We start from the raw sequence: 19724 nt of genomic DNA on the forward strand, positions 1-19724 counted from the left end.
ATGAACGGCTGACCTGTGAAGCCGCGTTCCGCCCCGGCGAACCCGTTCGAGTGAACTCGCCGGTCCTCACAGCCGCTTCGACCGACCTCACAGCCACTTCGCCCGACCTCACAGCCGCTTGACTCCCTTGATGCGTCCCACCCGGGTCGTCCGGGTCCGTGCCCTGGTCTTCAGGCTGCCCAGGCCGCCGCGCTGGCCGCCGATCTTCAGGCCGGTGCCCGAGGAGAGCCAACCGGAGGAGATGTCCGCCGACTTGGCCCCGGAGCCGGTGTCGGCCAGCGGGTCGTTCTCGGCGCGGCGGGCGAGCGCCATGATGCCGGGGACGACGAACGGGGCGAGCAGCAGGTCGTACAGGGCGGCCGTGAACAGGAGGCTGGGGAGGCCGACATGGCGAGCCGCGGTGTCGCCGACGAGGGCGCCGACACCGGCGTACAGCAGGGTGGTGCCGACGGCGGCGGCGACCACGACAACCATGGGGCCGGTGGCCGACTTGAGCCGGCCGTTCTCCGGTTTGGCGAGACCGGCGAGGTAGCCGATGACGCACAGCACCAGGGCGTAGCGGCCCGCGGCGTGGTCGGCGGGCGGGGCGAGGTCGGCGAGGAGGCCGGCGCCGAAGCCGACGAGGGCGCCGCCGACATGGCCGTAGACCAGGGCGAGGCCCAGGACGGTGAGGAGGAGCAGGTCGGGGACGGCGCCCGGGAGGTGGAGGCGGGCGAGGACGCTCACCTGGAGCACCAGGGCGACGACGATCAGGGCCGACGAGAGCAGGATCCGGTTGACGCGCATCAGGTACAGCTCCTACTGCTGGATCTCGCCGTCGACCGGCGCGTTCGCGGACGGGGTGACGGTGACCGTCACCGTGGGCGTGGGCGTCGGCTTCGGTTTGGCGGGCAGCACCGTGTCGCGCGGGTCCTTCTTCGGTGCCTCGACGACGACGCCGACGATGTCGAGCTTGGTGAAGCTGACGTACGGCGTGACGTAGAGGGTGCGGGTGAGGTCGCCGCCGGAGGGGTCGACGCGGGAGACCACGCCGACCGGGACGCCGGGGACGAAGGGCTTGTCGGCCTGCGAGCCGAAGGTGACCAGGCGGTCGCCCTTCTTCACGTCGGCCTTGCCGTTGAGGAGTTCGACGCGCAGCGGGCGGTCGCCCTGTCCGGAGGCGAAGCCGAGTTCGTCGGTGGCCTCCATGCGGGTGCCGACGGTGAAGTCGGGGTCGTTGGCGAGGAGCACGGTGGCGGTGTTCGGGCCGACCGTCGTCACCCGCCCGACCAGGCCGTCGCCGTTGAGGACGGTCATGTCGCGCTGGATGCCGTCGTCGGCGCCGACGTCGATGGTGATGGTCCAGGAGAAGCCCTGGGCCGCCCCTATGGCGATGACCTCGGCGCCCTTGATGCCGTACTGGCCCTCACCGGCGATCTTGATCATCTTGTTGAGCTGTTTGAGGCGGCTGGCGTTGCGGTCGTCGCTGCCGAGCCTCGCCTTGAGGGCCGCGTTCTCCGTCTGCAACGCGGCGAGCCGGTCGTGCCGGTCGCCGGAGTCACGGATGGCCGACACGGCGTTGCCGACCGGGTCCACCGCGGCCGACACTCCGTCCTCGATCGGGCCGAACACGGTGGCCGCGCCCCGGCGGGCACCGTCGACAGGTGAGTCCTCCCCACCACGGATATCGACTGTGATCAGCGCGAATGCGACGGCGATCAGCAGCACCAGGAGCAGCCGGCTCTCTCGTGTGTCCCTCACGTGCGGCGGCCGTGCCTTCCTCAATAGAGTTTTTGTGGCAACAGAGTTCTTTGTGGCAACAGAGTCTTTTGCGGAGCTTATGCCTCTATATCAACGATCCGCCGCACGAGAGGAGATCATCTCGTACGGCGGAATCGAAGCGTTACGTCATCTGCGGGGCTGGGCGTCGAGCACCTGCTGGAGCGCCTCGAACTCCTCGACGCACTTGCCGGAGCCGAGCGCCACGCTGTCCAGCGGGTCCTCGGCGATGTGGATCGGCATGCCGGTCTCCCGCCGCAGCCGCTCGTCGAGCCCGCGCAGCAGGGCGCCGCCGCCGGTGAGGACGATGCCGCGGTCCATGATGTCGCCGGAGAGCTCCGGCGGGCACTTGTCGAGGGTCGTCTTGACGGCGTCGACGATGGCGTTGACGGGTTCCTCGATCGCCTTGCGGACTTCGGCGGCCGAGATGACGACGGTCTTGGGCAGCCCGGAGACGAGGTCCCGGCCGCGGATTTCGGTGTGTTCGTCAGCGTCGAGGTCGTATGCCGAACCGATCGTGATCTTGATCTGTTCCGCCGTCCGCTCACCCAGCAGAAGGGAGTACTCCTTCTTGATGTGCTGGATGATCGCGTTGTCCAGCTCGTCACCCGCCACCCTGATGGACTGGGCGGTGACGATGCCGCCGAGGGAGATGACCGCGACCTCCGTGGTGCCGCCGCCGATGTCCACCACCATGTTTCCCGTGGCCTCGTGGACCGGCAGGCCGGAGCCGATGGCCGCGGCCATGGGCTCCTCGATGATGTGCACCTGGCGGGCGCCGGCCTGGGACGACGCCTCGATGACGGCGCGGCGCTCGACGCCCGTGATGCCCGAGGGGACACACACGACGACGCGCGGCCTCGCGAGATACCGCCGCTTGTGGATCTTCAGGATGAAGTAGCGGAGCATCCGCTCGGTGATCTCGAAGTCGGCGATCACGCCGTCCTTCAGCGGCCGCACGGCAACGATGTTGCCGGGGGTCCGCCCGATCATCTTCTTCGCTTCGGCGCCGACCGCGAGGATGCCACCGGTGTTGGTGTTGATCGCGACGACGGACGGTTCGTTGAGTACGATCCCGCGACCCCTGACGTACACCAGCGTGTTGGCGGTCCCGAGGTCGACAGCCATGTCACGGCCGATGAACGACATTGAGTTCCCCATCAGGATTCGTGTGGCCTTCCCTGGGAGCTTTTGAGGGCTTTTCAGGTCGGCGAAGTGGGTGCAGTGACGTGAAGGCTTCCATCGTAGACGCGCCTGCCCGAACACTGCGCGAGGGTCTTCGCCATTGTCAGCAGATCAAACGCCGCCTCGCTTGTGGAGACGGTCCATAGGGGGCACCCGTTCCCCCGATCGGCGCGCATATGCCGAGGGACGGCCGAAAACATCCGGCCGCCCCAGGTCAGGCGAGGATTTGAACTGACGTCTCATCAGAAACGTCCACGAAAACTCCCTAAGACGGCTCTCCGTGATCCGGTCAGGCAGCCCCGCCCGGGAAGAAGATCTTCATCTCCCGCTCGGCCGACTCGACGGAGTCGCTCGCGTGGATGAGGTTCTCGCGGACGATGACACCGAAGTCGCCGCGGATGGAGCCGGGCGCGGCGGCGATCGGGTCGGTCGGTCCGGCCAGCGCGCGCACGCCCTCGATGACCCGCTCCCCCTCGACGATCAGCGCGACGACCGGACCGGAGGCCATGAACTCCACCAGCGGCTCGTAGAAGGGCTTGCCCTTGTGCTCGCCGTAGTGCTGCTCCAGCGTGTCCTGGTCCAGGGTGCGCAGCTCCAGCGCGGTGATCGCCCAGCCCGCCTTGCGCTCGATGCGGCTGATGATCTCGCCGGTCAGGCCACGACGGACGGCGTCGGGCTTGAGGAGGACGAGGGTGCGCTGGCTCACGAGGGGCTCCTTGCCTGCTGAGATGTGCGGTAGAACGAGGTTACAGGGCGTGTCGGCTCGTCCGTTACGCAGCGTCAGGTGTAGTGGAGTCCGCCTGGGCGGCGAATCTCGCCTTCGCCTCGTCGATCTTCCGGCCGTAGTGCACGGAGGCCCACCACAGGGCCGCGAAGACCGCCCCCATGAGGAACATGGCCGGCACGACGAAGCCGGAGACGATCAGGGCGAGCTGCAGTGCCCAGCCGAGGGCGATGCCGCCTGGCCGGGTCACCATCCCGCACAGCGCGAGACACGCGAACATGGCGATGCCGCTGACCGTCCACACCGTGGAGCCGGCCAGATCGGGGTCCTTCATCGCGACCAGTCCGGCGAAGCCGATGACGAAGAACTCGCCGATCAGGGTCGAGGCACAGAGCGTACGCATGACCGGCTCAGCCCCTTCCCAGCAGCAGCCGGGCCTCGCCGACCGTGATGACCGACCCGGTGACGAGCACCCCGCCGCCCGCGAACTCGCCGTCCTCCTCGGCCAGCGTGATCGCCTCCTCCAGGGCGTCCGGCAGCCGCGGTTCGACCTGGACGCGGTCCTCGCCGAACACCTCGACGGCGATCGCGGCCAGCTCGTCGGCGTCCATCGCCCGGTGGCTGGAGTTCTGCGTGATGACGACCTCGGCGAAGATCGGCTCGAAGGCTTCGAGGAGCCCCCGCACGTTCTTGTCGCCGCTCGCGCCCACCACACCGATCAGCCGGCTGAACTCGAAGGCCTCGGCAATGGCCTCCGCGGTGGCGCGGGCGCCCGCCGGGTTGTGCGCGGCGTCCAGGACGACGGACGGGGAACGCCGTACGACCTCCAGGCGGCCCGGGGAGGAGACGGCGGCGAAGGCCTTGCGGACGGTGTCGATGTCCAGCCTCTCCGGGCGCTGGGCGCCGACGCCGAAGAACGCCTCGACGGCGGCGAGCGCCACAGCCGCGTTGTGCGCCTGGTAGGGGCCGTGCAGCGGCAGATACACCTCTTCGTACTCACCGCCGAGGCCGCGCAGCGTCAGCAGCTGGCCGCCGACGGCGACCTGCCGGGACACGATCCCGAACTCCAGTCCCTCGCGCGCGACCGTGGCGTCGACCTCGACGGCCTTCTTCAGCAGCACCTGTGCCGCGTCCACCGGCTGCTGGGCCAGGATCACGGTCGCGTCCTGCTTGATGATCCCGGACTTCTCGACGGCGATCGCGCCGGGTGTCTCGCCGAGCCGGTCGGTGTGGTCCAGGTCGATGGGGGTGACCACGGCGACATCGCCGTCGATCACGTTGGTGGCGTCCCAGGAGCCGCCCATCCCCACTTCCACGACGGCCACGTCGACGGGGGCGTCCGCGAACGCGGCGTACGCCATCCCGGTCAGCACCTCGAAGAACGACAGCCGGTACTGCTGCTGGGCGTCGATCATCCCGATGTACGGCTTGATGTCCTCGTACGTCTCGATGAACCGCTCGGCGGAGATCGGGGCGCCGTCCAGGCTGATGCGCTCGGTGATCGACTGGACGTGGGGGCTGGTGTACCGGCCCGTGCGCAGCTCGAAGGCACCGAGGAGGGCCTCGATCATGCGGGCGGTGGAGGTCTTGCCGTTCGTCCCCGTGATGTGGATCGAGGGGTACGACCGCTGCGGCTCGCCCAGCACGTCCATCAGCGCGGCGATCCTGCTGACCGAGGGCTCCAGCTTGGTCTCGCCCCAGCGGGTGGCGAGCTCCGCCTCGACCTCGCGCAGGGCCTTGTCGACCTCGGGGTCCTCGGGGCGTCCGGGCACGTCGGCCTCCGGCGGGCCGCCCTGGGTGCGCAGGGTGCGGCTGCCGGCCTCGATGACCGCGAGGTCGGGGTCGCGGTCGGTCTCGTTCGCGATGATCTCGTCGAAGGGGTCGCTGTCACTCACGCAGTCAGTCTACGGAGGCCGACTGACAGAGTGCCTTCGGAGTGGGGTGGCTGGTGCCGCCTGGCGGGCGCGGGGAGGTCTGTGGCTGGTCGCGCCCACGCGGCGGAGCCGCGTTGACACAGCCCCGCGCCCCTGGGCAGGCGCAGGGCCCCGGAGTCCAGACGACCCCGGGGCCCCGTGTGCTTTACGCCTCAGGCAAGCGGTCCAGCTGCTGCTGGATCCTCTCGATGTCCTCGTCCGCCTTCGTCAGGCGGCCGCGGATCTTGTCCACCACGTTGTCCGGGGCCTTCGCGAGGAAGGCCTCGTTGCCGAGCTTGGCGTTGGCCTGGGCCTTCTCCTTCTCGGCCGCCGCCAGGTCCTTCGCGAGGCGCTTGCGCTCGGCGGCGACGTCGATCGTGCCGGAGAGGTCGAGGGCGACCGTGGCCCCCGCGACCGGGAGGGTCGCCGTGGCCGCGAAGGCATCGCCCTCCGGCTGCAGGCGCAGGAGCTGGCGGATGGCCGGCTCGTGCGGGGCGAGCGCGGTGCCGGCCAGTTCCAGACGGGCGGGGACCTTCTGACCGTCCTTCAGCCCCTGGTCCTTGCGGAACCGGCGGACCTCGGTGACGACCCGCTGGACCAGCGCGATCTCGTCCTCGGCGTCCTTGTCGCGGAACCCGCTGTCCGTCGGCCACTCGCCGACGACCAGGGACTCGCCGCCGGTGAGGGTGGTCCACAGGGCGTCCGTCACGAACGGGATGACCGGGTGGAGGAGTCGCAGCGTCACGTCGAGGACCTCGCCGAGGACCCGGCCGGAGACCCGCGCCTGCTTGCCGCCCGCGAAGAAGGTCGTCTTGGACAGCTCGACGTACCAGTCGAAGACCTCGTCCCACGCGAAGTGGTAGAGCGCGTCGGCGAGCTTGGCGAACTGGTAGTCGTCGTAGTACGCGTCGACCTGGGCGACCGTGGTGTTGAGCCGGGACAGGATCCAGCGGTCCGTCGCCGACATCTCGGAGGCGTCCGGCAGCGGGCCCTCGACCGTGGCGCCGTTCATGAGGGCGAAGCGGGTGGCGTTCCAGATCTTGTTGGTGAAGTTCCGGGAGGCCTTGACCCAGTCCTCGCCGATCGGCACGTCCGCGCCCGGGTTGGCGCCGTTGGCGAGGGTGAAGCGGACGGCGTCGGAGCCGTACGCGTCCATCCACACCAGCGGGTCGACCGCGTTGGGGTTCGACTTGGACATCTTCTTGCCGAACTCGTCGCGGACGAGGCCGGTGAGGGCGATGGTATGGAAGGGGGCGACCCCGTCCATGGCGTACAGGCCGAACATCATCATCCGGGCGACCCAGAAGAAGATGATGTCGTGGCCGGTGAGCAGGACGTCGGTCGGATAGAACTTCCGCAGGTCCTCGGTCTGTTCGGGCCAGCCGAGCGTGGAGAACGGCCACAGGCCGGACGAGAACCAGGTGTCGAGGACGTCCGGGTCCTGGTTCCAGCCCTCGCCGGACGGCGGCTCCTCGTCGGGTCCGACGCAGACGACCTCGCCGTCCGGGCCGTACCAGATCGGGATGCGGTGGCCCCACCACAGCTGGCGCGAGATGCACCAGTCGTGCATGTTGTCGACCCAGTCGAAGTAGCGCTTCGACATCTCCTCGGGGTGGATCCTGACCCGGCCGTCGCGGACCGCGTCACCGGCGGCCTTGGCGAGCGGGCCGACCTTGACCCACCACTGCATCGAAAGGCGCGGCTCGACCGTGGTCTTGCAACGCGAGCAGTGGCCGACGGAGTGCATGTACGGGCGCTTCTCGGCGACGATGCGGCCCTGCTCCTTGAGGGCGCCGACGACGGTCGAGCGGGCCTCGAAGCGGTCCAGGCCGAGGAAGGGGCCGTGGACGGTGATGACGCCGTGCTCGTCCATGATCGTCAGGGACGGCAGGTCGTGGCGCCGGCCGATCTCGAAGTCGTTCGGGTCGTGTGCCGGGGTCACCTTGACCGCGCCGGTGCCGAACTCGGGGTCGACGTGGGTGTCGGCGACGACCGGGATGGTGCGGTCGGTCAGCGGAAGCTTGATCTGCTTGCCGATGAGGTGCTTGTAGCGCTCGTCGTCCGGGTGGACGGCGACCGCCGTGTCACCGAGCATCGTCTCCGCGCGCGTGGTCGCGACGACGAGGCTGTCCTCGCCCTCGCCGTAGCGGATGGAGACCAACTCGCCCGCGTCCTCCTGGTATTCCACCTCGATGTCCGAGATGGCCGTCAGACAGCGCGGGCACCAGTTGATGATGCGCTCGGCGCGGTAGATCAGCTCGTCGTCGTAGAGCCGCTTGAAGATGGTGAGGACGGCCTCGGACAGGCCCTCGTCCATCGTGAACCGCTCACGGCTCCAGTCGACGCCGTCACCGAGGCGTCGCATCTGGCCGAGGATCCGGCCGCCGTACTCCTCCTTCCACTGCCAGACGCGCTCGACGAACTCCTCGCGCCCCAGGTCGTGCCGGGACTTGCCCTCCTCGGCGAGCTGCTGCTCGACCTTGTTCTGGGTCGCGATACCGGCGTGGTCCATGCCCGGCAGCCACAGCGACTCGTAGCCCTGCATGCGCTTGCGGCGCGTGAGGGCGTCCATGAGCGTGTGCTGGAAGGCGTGGCCCAGGTGCAGTGAGCCGGTGACGTTCGGCGGCGGGATGACGATGGTGTACGGAGGCTTGTCGCTCTTCGCGTCGGCGGTGAAGTAACCGCGCTCCACCCAGCGCTCGTACAGCGTCCCCTCTACCTCGGCCGGCGTGTACTGGGTCGGCAGTTCGGTGCTGGGCGCTGTGGGCTGCTGCTGAGCGTTCTCGGTCACGGGGTCAGTTTAGGGGCCTGGTGGGCCTGTCCCGAAACGCGTTTGTTCTGTAACGGTGGGGGCCCCGACGCGGTGCGCCGGCTGCGCCTGAGCCAGGATGTCGGGAACACATAAGCATCTGGAGGGGAACCCAGAGATGAGTCACAACCAGCCGGGCCCGTACGGGCAGCCTCAGCAGCCCGGGCAGCCGCAGCAGCCCGGGCCGTACGGCCAGCCGGGCCCCTACGGCCAGCCGCCGCAGGCCCCCCAGCCCGGCTACGGCTACCCGCAGGCCCCTCAGGGCCAGCCCCAGGCGCAGCCCGGCTACGGCTATCCGCAGCAGCCCCCGCAGGCCCCTCAGGGCCAGCCGCAGGCGCAGCCCGGCTATGGCTACCCGCAGCAGGGCGGCGTCCCGCCGCAGACCCCGCCGTACGGTCAGCCGCAGGCTCCCTACGGCCAACAGGACCCGTACGGTCAGCAGCCGCCGTACGGCCAGGCCCCCTACGGCGTCCCGCAGCCCCCGGCGCCCGGCGGCGGCAGCGGGAAGAAGATCGGCATCATCCTCGGCGCGGTGGCGGTCGTGGCCGCGATCGCGGTCGGCGCGTATCTGGTGATCGGGCGCGGGGGCGGCAGCGGCGGCTCCGACGTCTCCGACGACGGGGCGCACAAGCTGGCGGCTCCGGCGACGATCCTCGGCGGGGAGTACAAGAAGGGCAGCGACGCCGGGGTCGGCGCGCTGAGCGAGAGCGACGTCAAGGACGCCGAGTCGTGGGGTGTCAAGGACGCCAAGGACGTCAGCGCGACCTACTCCTCGGGCACCGGCCTCAGCACCAAGTCCCTGATGTTCGCGGGCGTTTACGGCACGATCGACGACCCGGAGAAGGTCGTCGACGCGATGTTCGCCCAGGCCAAGACGGGCTCCTCGAAGGACTCAGGCTCGGGCTCGTTCGTGGGCAGCCCCAAGGAGTTCACCCCCACGGGCTTCGAGAACGGCGTCATGAAGTGCCAGGAGATCAAGACCACCGAGTCCGGTCAGACCATCTCGATGCCGGTGTGCATCTGGGGTGACCACAGCACGGTCACCTACGTGTTCGCGTACGACATGGCCGCCCTGACCGAAGGCAAGAGCACCACGATGACGGAAGCGGCCGAACTGACGGCCAAGGTCCGCAACGATGTGCGCGTCGCGTCCTGACGGACGCCGACAGCCCAACCGTGAAGGGGCCCCGGTCGGTTGACCGGGGCCCCTTCACATGTCCTGTGTGGCTACGCCGTCTTCTGCTCGCCCGGACCACGCCCGCGCGCGTCCCGCGGGATCAGTGTCGGGTTGACGTTGGAGTGGACGACGTCCGCCGTGATGACGACGCGGGCCACGTCCTTGCGGGACGGGATCTCGTACATCACGCCCTGGAGGACCTCTTCCATGATGGCGCGCAGGCCTCGCGCGCCGGTCTGGCGGAGGATGGCCTGGTCGGCGATGGCCTCCAGTGCCTCACGCTCGAAGTCCAGCTCCACGCCGTCGAGTTCGAAGAGGCGCTGGTACTGCTTGACCAGCGCGTTGCGGGGCTCGACCAGGATCTGGAGGAGGGCCTCGCGGTCGAGGTTGTGGACCGAGGTGATGACGGGCAGCCGGCCGATGAACTCGGGGATCATCCCGAACTTGACCAGGTCCTCGGGCATGACGTCCTCGAACTGGTCCTTGGCCTCCAGCTCACGCTTGGAGCGGATCGTCGCGCCGAAGCCGATGCCCTTGGCTCCTGCGCGGGACTCGATGAGCTTCTCCAGGCCCGCGAAGGCACCGCCCACGATGAACAGGACGTTCGTCGTGTCGATCTGGATGAACTCCTGGTGCGGGTGCTTGCGTCCGCCCTGCGGCGGGACGGAGGCGGTGGTGCCCTCGAGGATCTTGAGCAGTGCCTGCTGCACGCCCTCGCCGCTCACGTCCCGCGTGATGGAGGGGTTTTCACTCTTCCGCGCGACCTTGTCGATCTCATCGATGTAGATGATCCCGGTCTCGGCCTTCTTGACGTCGTAGTCCGCCGCCTGGATGAGCTTCAGCAGGATGTTCTCGACGTCCTCGCCGACGTACCCGGCCTCGGTGAGCGCCGTCGCGTCCGCGATCGCGAACGGGACGTTCAGCATGCGGGCCAGCGTCTGCGCGAGGAGCGTCTTGCCGGAGCCCGTGGGGCCCAGCAGGAGGATGTTGGACTTGGCCAACTCGATCGCGTCGTCACGGCTGCTGCCGCCGCCGTTCTCGCCGGCCTGGACGCGCTTGTAGTGGTTGTACACCGCCACGGAGAGGGCCTTCTTGGCCGAGTCCTGGCCCACCACATAGCCCTCGAGGAACTCGAAGATCTCGCGCGGCTTGGGGAGTTCCTCCCAGCGCACCTCGCTCGTCTCCGCGAGTTCTTCCTCGATGATCTCGTTGCAGAGGTCGATGCACTCATCGCAGATGTACACACCAGGCCCTGCGATGAGCTTCTTGACCTGCTTCTGGCTCTTGCCGCAGAACGAGCACTTGAGCAGATCGCCGCCGTCACCGATGCGTGCCACGGTGTGCTTCCCCTTCGCCTGGGAGACGCCTAGGTCCAGCGGCTCCTGGTGCTGCCTTATGTCCGACGGTACCTTGCCGGGCCCCCCGTTCGGGCCCCCCTTGGCAGGGTTCACTTCGACGTGCACTGTGCCAAGGGGCGGCATATCCTACGGCTTCGCGTCAGCGGACGGAGGCGTTGTTCATCTTCCGGGTGGAGATGATCTGGTCGATCAGGCCGTACGCCAGGGCGTCATCGGCCGTGAGGATCTTGTCGCGCTCGATGTCCTCGCGGATCTTCTCGATCGGCGTCGTGGAGTGCTTGGCCAGCAGGTCTTCCAGCTGGGCGCGCATCCGGAGGATCTCGTTGGCGGCGATCTCCAGGTCGGAGACCTGTCCGCGGCCGGTCTCGCTGTAGGGCTGGTGGATCAGCACCCGGGCGTTCGGGAGCGCCATGCGCTTGCCCGGTGTACCGGCGGCCAGCAGGATGGCGGCGGCCGAGGCGGCCTGGCCCATGCAGACCGTCTGGACGTCGGGCTTCACGAACTGCATGGTGTCGTAGATCGCGGTGAGCGCCGTGAAGGAGCCGCCGGGGCTGTTGATGTAGACCGAGATGTCCCGGTCGGGGTCCATCGACTCCAGGCACAGCAGCTGCGCCATGACGTCGTTGGCGGAGGCGTCGTCGATCTGCACGCCGAGGAAGATCACGCGCTCCTCGAAGAGCTTCGCGTACGGGTCGTACTCGCGGACACCCTGCGAGGTGCGCTCGACGAAGCGGGGGATCACGTAGCGGGACTCGGCCACGGGGCCCGCGTACTCGGCGCGTGTGCGGTCGTAGAGGCCGTAGCCGGGGAAGTCGTTCACTGTCTGTCTCCTAGGGGCTGTGGCGGTCGGCTGGGGGCTCTCTGGGGCCGTTCGGGCCCCGCGGGGCGGTCAGGCCCCGGTGCCGCCGCCGCCCGGGATGCCGGCAGCCGTGCTGATCACGTCGTCGATGAGGCCGTACTCCTTGGCCTCCTCGGGGTCGAACCAGCGGTCGCGGTCCGAGTCACGGGTGACCTGCTCGACCGACTGACCCGTGTGCTGGGCCGTGAGTTCGGCCATGCGCTTCTTGGTGTGCAGCAGCCGCTCGGCGTGGATCTTGATGTCCGACGCGGAACCCGCGAGACCGGCGGAGGGCTGGTGGATCAGGATCTCGGCGTTCGGCAGCGCGAAGCGCTTTCCGGGGGTGCCCGCGCTGAGCAGGAACTGCCCCATGGAGGCGGCCAGACCCATCGCGATGGTCATCACGTCGTTCTTGATGAACTGCATGGTGTCGTAGATCGCCATGCCGGCCGTGATCGAGCCGCCCGGGCTGTTGATGTAGAGGTTGATGTCCTTGTCGGGATCGGCCGCGGCAAGGAGCAGCAACTGCGCGGTGATCTTGTTTGCGATGTCATCGTCGACCGGCTGGCCGAGGAAGATGATCCGCTCGTTGAGCAGCCGGTTGTAGACCTGGTCGCCGAGGCCACCACCGATGGAGGGCTCGCCGGCGGCGGAGGGCATCAGATTCGTCACGTATCCACCTGCTCGTCTTACGACGGCGCCGGGCCGTCTCACGTTTCCCTGCGTGTTCCCTGCGGGGCTGGAGCCATTGGAGGACTCCAATCGCCCTCTTGTTCATGGACCCTAACGCGCTGGTCCCTTCGGGGAATCCCGGATACGTGGCTGTTCGCCGGGGGCGTAGCGCGGGGCCCCGGGCGGTCGGGCGGGCCACGGGCCCTCCGGGGCCGGTCGCACGGTCCCCCGCATCCCTGGGCCGTCACCGGCCCCCGGACGCGGCGGGCCCCCGGGAGTGACTCCCGGGGGCCCGTCGTACTGCTGATCAGAGGTGCCGGGGGCGTCAGCCCTCGGTCTTCTCCTCGGCCTCGGCCGGGGCGTCCTCGGAGGCGGCCGGGGTCTCTTCGGCAGCGGCCGCGGCCGTCTCGTCCTCGTCGTCGTCCAGGTCGATGACCTCGCCGTTGGTGTCCTTGACCGTGGCGGCCTCGACCACGACGGCCAGGGCCTTGCCGCGGGCGACCTCGCCGACGAGGAGCGGAACCTGGCCGCCCTCGACGACGGCCTGGGCGAACTGGTCGGGGGACATGCCGGAGGAGGCGGCGCGGCGCATGAGGTGCTCGGTGAGCTCCTCCTGGTTGACGTTCAGCTTCTCCCGCTTGACGAGCTCGTCGAGGACGAACTGCGTCTTGATGCCCTTGACCGCGGCTTCCTTGGTCTCGGCGACGAACTCCTCCTCGGTCTTGCCCTGGATCTCCAGGTACTTCTCGAGGTCGAGGCCCATCTGGCCGAGCTGGTGGTGCTCCAGGTTGTGCTTGCGGGTGTTGATCTCTTCCTCGAGCAGCTTCTCGGGGACGGGCACCTCGACGAGCTCCAGCAGCTTCTCCAGGACGCGCTCCTGGGCCTGCGTGGCCTGGTCGTACTGCTTCATGTTCTCGAGGCGCTTGCGGCTGTCGGCCTTCAGCTCTTCGAGAGTGTCGAACTCGGAGGCGAGCTGCGCGAACTCATCGTCCAGCTCGGGCAGTTCACGAGCGGCGACCTGGGTGACCTTGACGGTGACCTCGGCCTCCTTGCCGGCCGCCGAGCCGCCCTTGAGCTCGGAGGCGAAGGTGGCCTCGCCACCGGCCTCCAGGCCCTTCACGGCGTCGTCGATGCCTTCGAGGAGCTCACCGGAGCCGATCGTGTAGGAGACGCCGCTGGCGACGCCGTCCTCCAGGATCTCGCCCTCGACCTTGGCCTCCAGGTCGATGGTGACGACGTCGCCGTCCTCGGCGGCACGCTCGACCGGGGAGGTCGAGGCGAAGCGCTCGCGGAGCTGCTCGACCGACTTCGCGATGTCCTCGTCGGTGACCTCGACGGAGTCGACCTCGACCTCGATGCCGGAGTAGTCCGGGATCTCGATGGCCGGGCGGACGTCGACCTCGGCGGTGAAGTTCAGCGTCTCGCCGTCCTTCAGCTCCGTGATGTCGACCTCGGGCTGGCCGAGGACGTCGATCTCGGCCTCGTTGACCGCCTCGGTGTAGAACTTGGGAAGCGCGTCGTTGACCGCCTCCTCCAGCACCGCACCGCGGCCGAACCGCTGGTCGATGACGCGGGCCGGGATCTTGCCCTTGCGGAAGCCCTTCACCGTGACCTGCTGGTTGATCTTCTTGTACGCCGCGTCGAGGCTGTCCTTGAGCTCCTCGAAGGGCACCTCGATGCTGAGCCGAACCCGAGTCGGGTTCAGGGTCTCCACGGCGCTCTTCACGGTTCGGTCTCCTTGGGGGCTGACTTCTTGGTTTCTGCCGGTGCCAGAACGGCTCCGGCGGATTCGCCGCCCGGGGGTCTTCCAGTGGAGATCCAGTGGATGAGGCACACGGGCGTGCAGCTTGCATAGTAACGGCAGCGGCGACACGCCCCAAAGGCGATCACGAACCCGCTCGCGCGAGGTGATCGCGCAGCCGGTCCGCGAGAGATCGCGCAGGTGGTCGGGGTGGCGGGATTTGAACCCACGGCCTTCCGCTCCCAAAGCGGACGCGCTACCAAGCTGCGCCACACCCCGTCTGGTGCGACACGTAGGGTACATGCCCGCAGGCAGCGGGGTTGCCGCATTTCACGAGTGCCGGGGCGGAGTGCGCCCGCGCGGGGGTGACCCGGGGGAAGGGATGTGCGGCGGGGCGGCACGACCCGCTACGATGCTTCCGTGCCGCCGGGCAGTGATCCACGGCGCATGCTGTGCGGGCGTAGCTCAATGGTAGAGCCCTAGTCTTCCAAACTAGCTACGCGGGTTCGATTCCCGTCGCCCGCTCCATACACATCAGGGCCAGGTCAGAGGATGTTTCCTCCGCCTGGCCCTGATCGTTTTCCGCGTGCCCCTGGGACTTTGGGTCTTGTTTCTTCCTGGCTTTCCGTGCCCGCTTGCGTGCCGGTGGAGGGGGCGTGTCACCAATCGCTTTCGGCTCCGGCGTGGAACCTCGTGAGCGCGAAGATGATCAGAAGGTCCAGTGCCATTACGGGGATGGCCCACAGCGGGTAGTACGGCACGAACATGAACTGGGTGATCAGGCTGATCCCTGCCGCCGCCGCACCGGCTCCGCGGCCCCAGCCCTGGTTGCTCACGACACCCAGACCGGCAATGACGAGTGCCAGGCCGGCCAGAATGTGAATCCAGCCCCAAGCGGTCAGGTCGAATCGATAGGCGTACTGGGACGCGGCGAACAGGTTGTCCCCCGCGATGCCGGATGCACCCATGAGAATGCTGAGCGGCCCGCTGAGCATCATCACCGCCCCTGCGAACAGGGACGCGCCGCTGAGGCTTCCGCTGCTTCCCGGCGCCCCATGCCCTCGCCGTGTCTCGCTCGGCACTGTCGCCATGACCCTCACCTTCCTGTACAGCGCGCTGACCGACGCATAACGCCCGTGCGACGTCAGCCACGCTCCCCTGCCAGGATCAGCGCAATCCCCCGGCGCCGCGACCGCAACCCGTCGGGCCGAATCGTCGGCACCAGGGTCGTGTACGCAGATGACCACCAAACAAGGCCAAATCGCGACCTACTGGGATCCGGTCAAGTTCGCTCACACTCGGACACATGGGGGCGACCAAGGATCAGGACACGCACTTATGCCATCGCTGCGGGATGACGAGCCTCACCGTGCGCGAGCGCGGGCGGATCGATCTCATGGCGAGGTTCTGCGAGGCGTGCTGGAACGTCTTCGCGAACGAGATGGCCACGACCGACGGGGCCACCGCTCCCCCGAGGCCGGACCCGGATCCCGACGACGTGTCGTGGATCGAGCCTCCGACCTGCCCCAGGTGTGGCGCATTTGTGCGCATCTACCCGACCACGTACGACCGATGGGTCAGTCTGGCCCCGGTGGAGTTGCCCGCCAAGGACGTCCCTGAGCCCTTCCGCTGGCGTCTGATGCGGCTGCCGGACCCATCCCGCGTCACGACCGATACCGTGGCCGTAAGGGTCCGTGGCATCGATCCGCTGCCCGGCGAGCCTGTCGTACCGGCGCACCGCATGATGTGCGTCCCCGAGCAGGGCGAGCCGTAGAGCACAGCAGGGAAGCAACCCGCGCCCCTGGCGTGCCCGATCGAGTGGCGCCGCGCGGGGAACAGCGGGCAGTACGTGTTTTGACATGCGTCGCCTTGGCCTGGTTCGGCTGTCAGGCCCTGTACGGCGAGGGGATGCCCCGCGTGGGCGCCGCTACAGCCGTGGGCGCGCGGAGCTGAACCGCCGTACGCGCCGCAGTGGTCAGAGCTCCGGCCCGGTCCCCGTGCGGGATCGGGCCGGTGGTCCTTGGTGCGCCAGCCGGTGGTTCGGGGCTAGAACTGGATCGAGTTGATGGTGTCCGCTATCGAGTCCAGGAAGCGTTGGATGTCGTCGGCCATGCCGGTCGAGGCGAGGAAGAAGCCGAAGAGCACCGCGACTATGGCGGGGCCGGCCTTGATGGACCCTCCCCGGATCAACACCACAAGGATGATCCCCAACAGCAGCACCACTGACAGCGAAATGGCCACAACTGATCACACCCTCGGTCGGTCCCGCTCTCCCGGCCCGGGGACGCGACCCCGCGACCCCCGCCAGAACCATCGTGCCACCAACGCGGCCCGCATATGCGGCGGGTGACCCAACGTTTGGCCATGCCCATACCTGCCCCACGTTCCCTGGCCGGTTCCTTTCGGTATGCGTCCATCGCGTCCGCACATCCCATTCGCAGACAATTCGAATCATCGGCACAGACGTGCCAAGGGTGTCGGAATGCGCCGGTTTCTGCTGATCAATCATGACAATGCAGGTGCGCTGAAACCAGCTTGGAAGTGGACAAGCGGCAACAACCCAGCTGGTTACACGGAAACACACAGCCGACACTAGGGTCCCTCAGATGTTTCCAGCCGCCGCCGACGCAGTCCCCCGTCCGCGCTCGCCGCAGAACCCGCCGCCCGGCAAGCAGCGCGACGCCTTCTTCGACAACGCCAAGTACCTGGCGATCGTCCTGGTGGCCGTCGCGCACTCCTGGGAGCCGGTAAAGGGCGACAGCCGGATCCTGGAGGGCGTGTACACGGTCGTGTACTCGTTCCACATGCCGGCGTTCATCATCATCTCCGGCTTCTTCTCGCGCAGTTTCGACATGCGTCCGGACCGGCTGAAACGGCTGATCACCGGTGTCGCCGTGCCGTACATCGTCTTCGAGACGGCGTACTCCCTCTTCAAGCGCTACGCCGACCACGACCCGGGCATGGAGATCAGCCTCCTCGACCCGTGGTTCCTGACCTGGTTCCTGGTGGCACTGTTCATCTGGCGGCTCACCACGCCGGTCTGGAACCTGGTGCGGTGGCCGCTGCCGCTCGCGCTCGGCATCGCGATGCTGGCGTCCGTCACCCCGGACATCGGCGACGACCTGGACCTGCAGCGGGTCCTCCAGTTCCTGCCCTACTTCGTGCTGGGTCTGGTCATGAAGCCCGAGCACTTCCGGATGGTGCGCCGGCGCTCGATGCGGATCGTGGCGGTGCCGGTGTTCGCGGCGGCCCTCGCCGTCGGCTGGTGGGCGGTGCCCCGCATGAACACCGCGTGGTTCTACCACCGCGACGCCGCCCAGAACATGGGCGCGCCCTGGTGGACGGGTCCGGTCATGGTGCTGGCCATGTTCGGCGCCTCGCTGCTGCTGACGGCCTGTTTCTTCGCCTGGGTGCCAGGCCGGCGGATGTGGTTCACCACGCTCGGCGCGGGCACGCTGTACGGCTATCTGCTGCACGGTTTCCTGATCAAGGGCGCCGGTTTCGCGGGCTGGTTCGACCACGCCTGGCTGCACCGGCCGCTGGGCGAGCTCTTCCTGAGCGCCCTCGCCGCGGTCGCCGTCACCCTGCTGTGCACCGCGCCCGTGCGCCGGGTCTTCCGGTCCGTGATGGAGCCCGACATGAACTGGGCGTTCAGGCGGGACGCAGCCGAGGCGGCCCGGGGACGGGAGGCGCCCCGGCAGGCCGCCCGTCGCGAGACGGTCGACGCCTAGACCGACGGCTGCCGAAGACCGAGAAGCGCGCGCATCCTCGCGTACTTCTCGGTCAGTCGTTTCCGCGTCGCCCCGTCCAGGACCGCCAGGCGCGCCGGGTCCGCGTTGTGCGCCAGGTCCGCCTCCTTCACCAGCAGGGCGCCCGGGGTCGCGAGGATGCGCTCCGCGTACGCCTCGGGCGGCTCTCCGGCCCGCTTGGTGAGCGCGAGCACGATGTCCTTCGTACGACGGCTCAGCGCGGCCTGGTCGAGCCAGTGCTCGGAGAGGGCGTCGTCCTCGACGGAGTCGTGCAGCCAGGCCGCCGCGATCTGCTCGTCGTCGCCGCCACGCGCGCGTACGCCGTCGGCGACGGCCCGCAGGTGTTCGGCGTAGGGCTGTCCCGCCTTGTCGGTCTGGCCCTCGTGTGCGGCGCGGGCGAGGGTCTCGACTTCGGCCAGGGTCAACTCGGGGGTGTGCGTCACGCGTTCAGTGTGCCGCCCCGCGGCGTCGCGCGGCACCTCATGGCGGCGAGGGCACCGTGGCTGAACGGCTGGATGCGCAACCCCTCCCCTGGGCGGGCGGGCGTGACGTGCCGTCGGTCAGCGTGGCATCGCCGCGGCCGTGGGCCCCTCCCGGCAGATCAGCAGCAGCGCCCGGTCGTCGTTGACGTCCTTCGCGACCGCCTCGATGAGATGCCAGGCCGCGCCGTGGAAGCCGCCGGCGACGTACCGGTCGGCCTCGCCCGTCAGCCGGTCGATGCCCTCCACTATGTCCCGCTCGGAGGTCTCCACCAGACCGTCCGTGAACAGCATCAGGACGTCCCCGGGGCGCAGCGAGCCCTTCACCGGGTCGAACTGCGCGCCGTCGTAGACGCCGAGGAGGGGGCCCTCCGCGGCCTTCTCCTCCCAGCGGCCGCTGCCGGCGCTGAGCTGGAGCCCCGGCGGATGGCCGGCCGAGTAGAGCTCGTAGTCGCCCGAGTCCAGGTCCAGGACCAGGTGGATCGAGGTCGCGAATCCCTCGTCCCAGTCCTGGCGGAGCAGATAGCCGTTCGCGGCGGGCAGGAAGGCGTGCGGGGGCAGCGAACCCAGCAGGCCTCCGAACGCGCCCGACAGCAGCAGCGCCCGCGAGGCCGCGTCCATGCCCTTGCCGGAGACGTCCGTGAGGACGACCTCCATGGTCCGGCCGCCGTTGGTCCGCGCCGCGACCACGAAGTCGCCGGAGAAGGACTGCCCGCCCGCGGGACGCAGCGCCATCTCCCGGTGCCAACCGTGCGGCAGCTGGGGCAACTTGCTCTGTACGCGGATGCGTTCACGGAGGTCGAAGAGCATGGTGCCGCCGCGCCGCCAGGGCACCCCGACCCGGCTGCGGAACTGGGCGATGAGCAGACCGAAGAAGCCACAGGCGGCCACGACCAGCACCACGCCGGGGGTGACCCGCGCCGCGCCCTCCGTGTACGGCCCCAGTTGGATCGACTCCACGATCAGCGCGGTCGCCGCCGCCGCGTACAGGCTGAGCAGGCTCGCCGGGCGCAGCAGCAGGCCGCCGGCGACGATCGGCAGGACCAGCGCCGCCGGTGAACACCACACGGAGTTCATCAGGGTGGTGGCGGCGATCAGCGGGACGGTGAGGAGCAGGCCGGCCAGCGCGACCCAGTCCGAACCGTCGCCGCGGAAGTAGTCGACGGCACTTCTGCGCAGGCCGGTGCGGACCCGGTGCCACTGCATCTTCAACCGGGCCGTGAACGTATCGGCTTCCGCGCGCCGCTCTCGTCCTGCTGCCATTAGTTCGGGACCTTATCCGTCGAACCCCCTGCTTGGCACAGGAGGTACGACTTGTCCC

Annotated in this window: 18 protein-coding genes and 2 tRNA genes; 4 read left to right on the plus strand and 16 right to left on the minus strand. The window is 68.8% G+C overall.

All coding sequences use genetic code 11. The features are described from left to right. Positions 1 to 108: 108 nt before the first annotated feature. From mreD to ACZ48Z_RS17675, 7 genes are all read right to left on the minus strand, one after another. The gene (gene mreD / locus ACZ48Z_RS17645; RefSeq protein WP_468736750.1) at positions 109 to 786 is read right to left on the minus strand and encodes a rod shape-determining protein MreD; all 678 of its coding nucleotides are present in this window, start codon (positions 784 to 786) and stop codon (positions 109 to 111) included. Between the two features lie 12 nt (positions 787 to 798). Continuing rightward, a complete protein-coding gene (mreC, locus tag ACZ48Z_RS17650; protein ID WP_468736751.1) occupies positions 799 to 1740 on the minus strand; it encodes a rod shape-determining protein MreC in 942 nt (313 codons plus the stop codon). Between the two features lie 147 nt (positions 1741 to 1887). Further along, positions 1888 to 2907 (minus strand): rod shape-determining protein, encoded by a 1020-nt coding sequence (locus ACZ48Z_RS17655; protein WP_004931372.1) that lies wholly within the window; start codon positions 2905 to 2907, stop codon positions 1888 to 1890. Between the two features lie 325 nt (positions 2908 to 3232). Further along, a complete protein-coding gene (gene ndk, locus ACZ48Z_RS17660) occupies positions 3233 to 3649 on the minus strand; it encodes a nucleoside-diphosphate kinase (protein ID WP_328747491.1) in 417 nt (138 codons plus the stop codon). Positions 3650 to 3713: 64 nt separating this feature from the next. Then, positions 3714 to 4070: a DUF4233 domain-containing protein gene (locus tag ACZ48Z_RS17665; protein WP_468736752.1), complete on the minus strand. Its 357-nt coding sequence runs from the start codon at positions 4068 to 4070 to the stop codon at positions 3714 to 3716. 7 nt (positions 4071 to 4077) lie between these two features. Next, entirely contained in the window at positions 4078 to 5562 is a 1485-nt protein-coding gene (gene folC, locus ACZ48Z_RS17670; protein ID WP_468736753.1) for a bifunctional tetrahydrofolate synthase/dihydrofolate synthase, read from the minus strand. 184 nt (positions 5563 to 5746) lie between these two features. Further along, positions 5747 to 8371 (minus strand): valine--tRNA ligase, encoded by a 2625-nt coding sequence (locus ACZ48Z_RS17675; RefSeq protein WP_468736754.1) that lies wholly within the window; start codon positions 8369 to 8371, stop codon positions 5747 to 5749. A 136-nt stretch (positions 8372 to 8507) separates the two neighbouring features. Here ACZ48Z_RS17675 and ACZ48Z_RS17680 point away from each other — a divergent pair, with 136 nt between their 5' ends. Next, positions 8508 to 9545, plus strand: a complete 1038-nt coding sequence (locus ACZ48Z_RS17680) for a hypothetical protein (protein WP_468736755.1) — start codon at positions 8508 to 8510, stop codon at positions 9543 to 9545. Between the two features lie 71 nt (positions 9546 to 9616). Here the strand turns inward: ACZ48Z_RS17680 and clpX are convergent, their stop codons facing one another. The 5 genes from clpX to ACZ48Z_RS17705 all read right to left on the minus strand — a co-directional run bounded on the left by clpX (position 9617) and on the right by ACZ48Z_RS17705 (position 14454). Then, positions 9617 to 10903, minus strand: a complete 1287-nt coding sequence (clpX, locus tag ACZ48Z_RS17685; protein WP_468736756.1) for an ATP-dependent Clp protease ATP-binding subunit ClpX — start codon at positions 10901 to 10903, stop codon at positions 9617 to 9619. Between the two features lie 160 nt (positions 10904 to 11063). Further along, a complete protein-coding gene (locus tag ACZ48Z_RS17690; RefSeq protein WP_468736757.1) occupies positions 11064 to 11744 on the minus strand; it encodes an ATP-dependent Clp protease proteolytic subunit in 681 nt (226 codons plus the stop codon). Between the two features lie 69 nt (positions 11745 to 11813). Further along, on the minus strand, positions 11814 to 12434 hold the full coding sequence (locus tag ACZ48Z_RS17695; protein WP_389109426.1) for an ATP-dependent Clp protease proteolytic subunit: 621 nt from the start codon (positions 12432 to 12434) through the stop codon (positions 11814 to 11816). A 325-nt stretch (positions 12435 to 12759) separates the two neighbouring features. Next, on the minus strand, positions 12760 to 14160 hold the full coding sequence (gene tig / locus ACZ48Z_RS17700) for a trigger factor (RefSeq protein WP_468736758.1): 1401 nt from the start codon (positions 14158 to 14160) through the stop codon (positions 12760 to 12762). Positions 14161 to 14377: 217 nt separating this feature from the next. Next, positions 14378 to 14454, minus strand: a tRNA-Pro gene (locus ACZ48Z_RS17705). A 175-nt stretch (positions 14455 to 14629) separates the two neighbouring features. On the opposite strand from ACZ48Z_RS17705, the gene ACZ48Z_RS17710 reads away from it, so the two are divergent. Next, a tRNA-Gly gene (locus ACZ48Z_RS17710) sits at positions 14630 to 14703 on the plus strand. A gap of 131 nt (positions 14704 to 14834) precedes the next feature. Here the strand turns inward: ACZ48Z_RS17710 and ACZ48Z_RS17715 are convergent. Next, entirely contained in the window at positions 14835 to 15266 is a 432-nt protein-coding gene (locus ACZ48Z_RS17715; protein ID WP_468736759.1) for a DUF7144 family membrane protein, read from the minus strand. Between the two features lie 263 nt (positions 15267 to 15529). Between ACZ48Z_RS17715 and ACZ48Z_RS17720 the strand changes: the two genes are divergently transcribed. Continuing rightward, the gene (locus ACZ48Z_RS17720; protein WP_468736760.1) at positions 15530 to 15949 is read left to right on the plus strand and encodes a DUF6083 domain-containing protein; all 420 of its coding nucleotides are present in this window, start codon (positions 15530 to 15532) and stop codon (positions 15947 to 15949) included. Positions 15950 to 16221: 272 nt separating this feature from the next. Here the strand turns inward: ACZ48Z_RS17720 and ACZ48Z_RS17725 are convergent, their stop codons facing one another. Next, the gene (locus ACZ48Z_RS17725) at positions 16222 to 16416 is read right to left on the minus strand and encodes a hypothetical protein (RefSeq protein WP_328976437.1); all 195 of its coding nucleotides are present in this window, start codon (positions 16414 to 16416) and stop codon (positions 16222 to 16224) included. A 365-nt stretch (positions 16417 to 16781) separates the two neighbouring features. Between ACZ48Z_RS17725 and ACZ48Z_RS17730 the strand changes: the two genes are divergently transcribed. Then, the gene (locus tag ACZ48Z_RS17730) at positions 16782 to 17906 is read left to right on the plus strand and encodes an acyltransferase family protein (RefSeq protein WP_468736761.1); all 1125 of its coding nucleotides are present in this window, start codon (positions 16782 to 16784) and stop codon (positions 17904 to 17906) included. Here ACZ48Z_RS17730 and ACZ48Z_RS17735 read toward each other — a convergent pair. Next, entirely contained in the window at positions 17903 to 18367 is a 465-nt protein-coding gene (locus tag ACZ48Z_RS17735; RefSeq protein WP_468736762.1) for an HD domain-containing protein, read from the minus strand. The two genes, ACZ48Z_RS17730 and ACZ48Z_RS17735, sit on opposite strands and share 4 nt — an antisense overlap. A 117-nt stretch (positions 18368 to 18484) precedes the next feature. Further along, positions 18485 to 19666, minus strand: coding sequence for a SpoIIE family protein phosphatase (locus tag ACZ48Z_RS17740; RefSeq protein ID WP_468736763.1), 1182 nt, complete (start codon positions 19664 to 19666; stop codon positions 18485 to 18487). Between the last annotated feature and the right edge of the window lie 58 nt (positions 19667 to 19724).

The organism is Streptomyces sp. NPDC031225, from assembly GCF_055570355.1.

What these genes read in the sequence shown, in the direction of transcription:
- ACZ48Z_RS17720 (WP_468736760.1), top strand. Translation starts at nt 15,530, where the DNA reads ATGACGAGCCTCACCGTGCGCGAGCGCGGGCGGATCGATCTCATGGCG.
- ACZ48Z_RS17740 (WP_468736763.1), bottom strand. Translation starts at nt 19,666, where the DNA reads ATGGCAGCAGGACGAGAGCGGCGCGCGGAAGCCGATACGTTCACGGCC.
- ACZ48Z_RS17655 (WP_004931372.1), bottom strand. Translation starts at nt 2,907, where the DNA reads ATGTCGTTCATCGGCCGTGACATGGCTGTCGACCTCGGGACCGCCAAC.
- ACZ48Z_RS17715 (WP_468736759.1), bottom strand. Translation starts at nt 15,266, where the DNA reads ATGGCGACAGTGCCGAGCGAGACACGGCGAGGGCATGGGGCGCCGGGA.
- ACZ48Z_RS17680 (WP_468736755.1), top strand. Translation starts at nt 8,508, where the DNA reads ATGAGTCACAACCAGCCGGGCCCGTACGGGCAGCCTCAGCAGCCCGGG.
- ACZ48Z_RS17730 (WP_468736761.1), top strand. Translation starts at nt 16,782, where the DNA reads ATGTTTCCAGCCGCCGCCGACGCAGTCCCCCGTCCGCGCTCGCCGCAG.
- mreD (WP_468736750.1), bottom strand. Translation starts at nt 786, where the DNA reads ATGCGCGTCAACCGGATCCTGCTCTCGTCGGCCCTGATCGTCGTCGCC.
- ACZ48Z_RS17665 (WP_468736752.1), bottom strand. Translation starts at nt 4,070, where the DNA reads ATGCGTACGCTCTGTGCCTCGACCCTGATCGGCGAGTTCTTCGTCATC.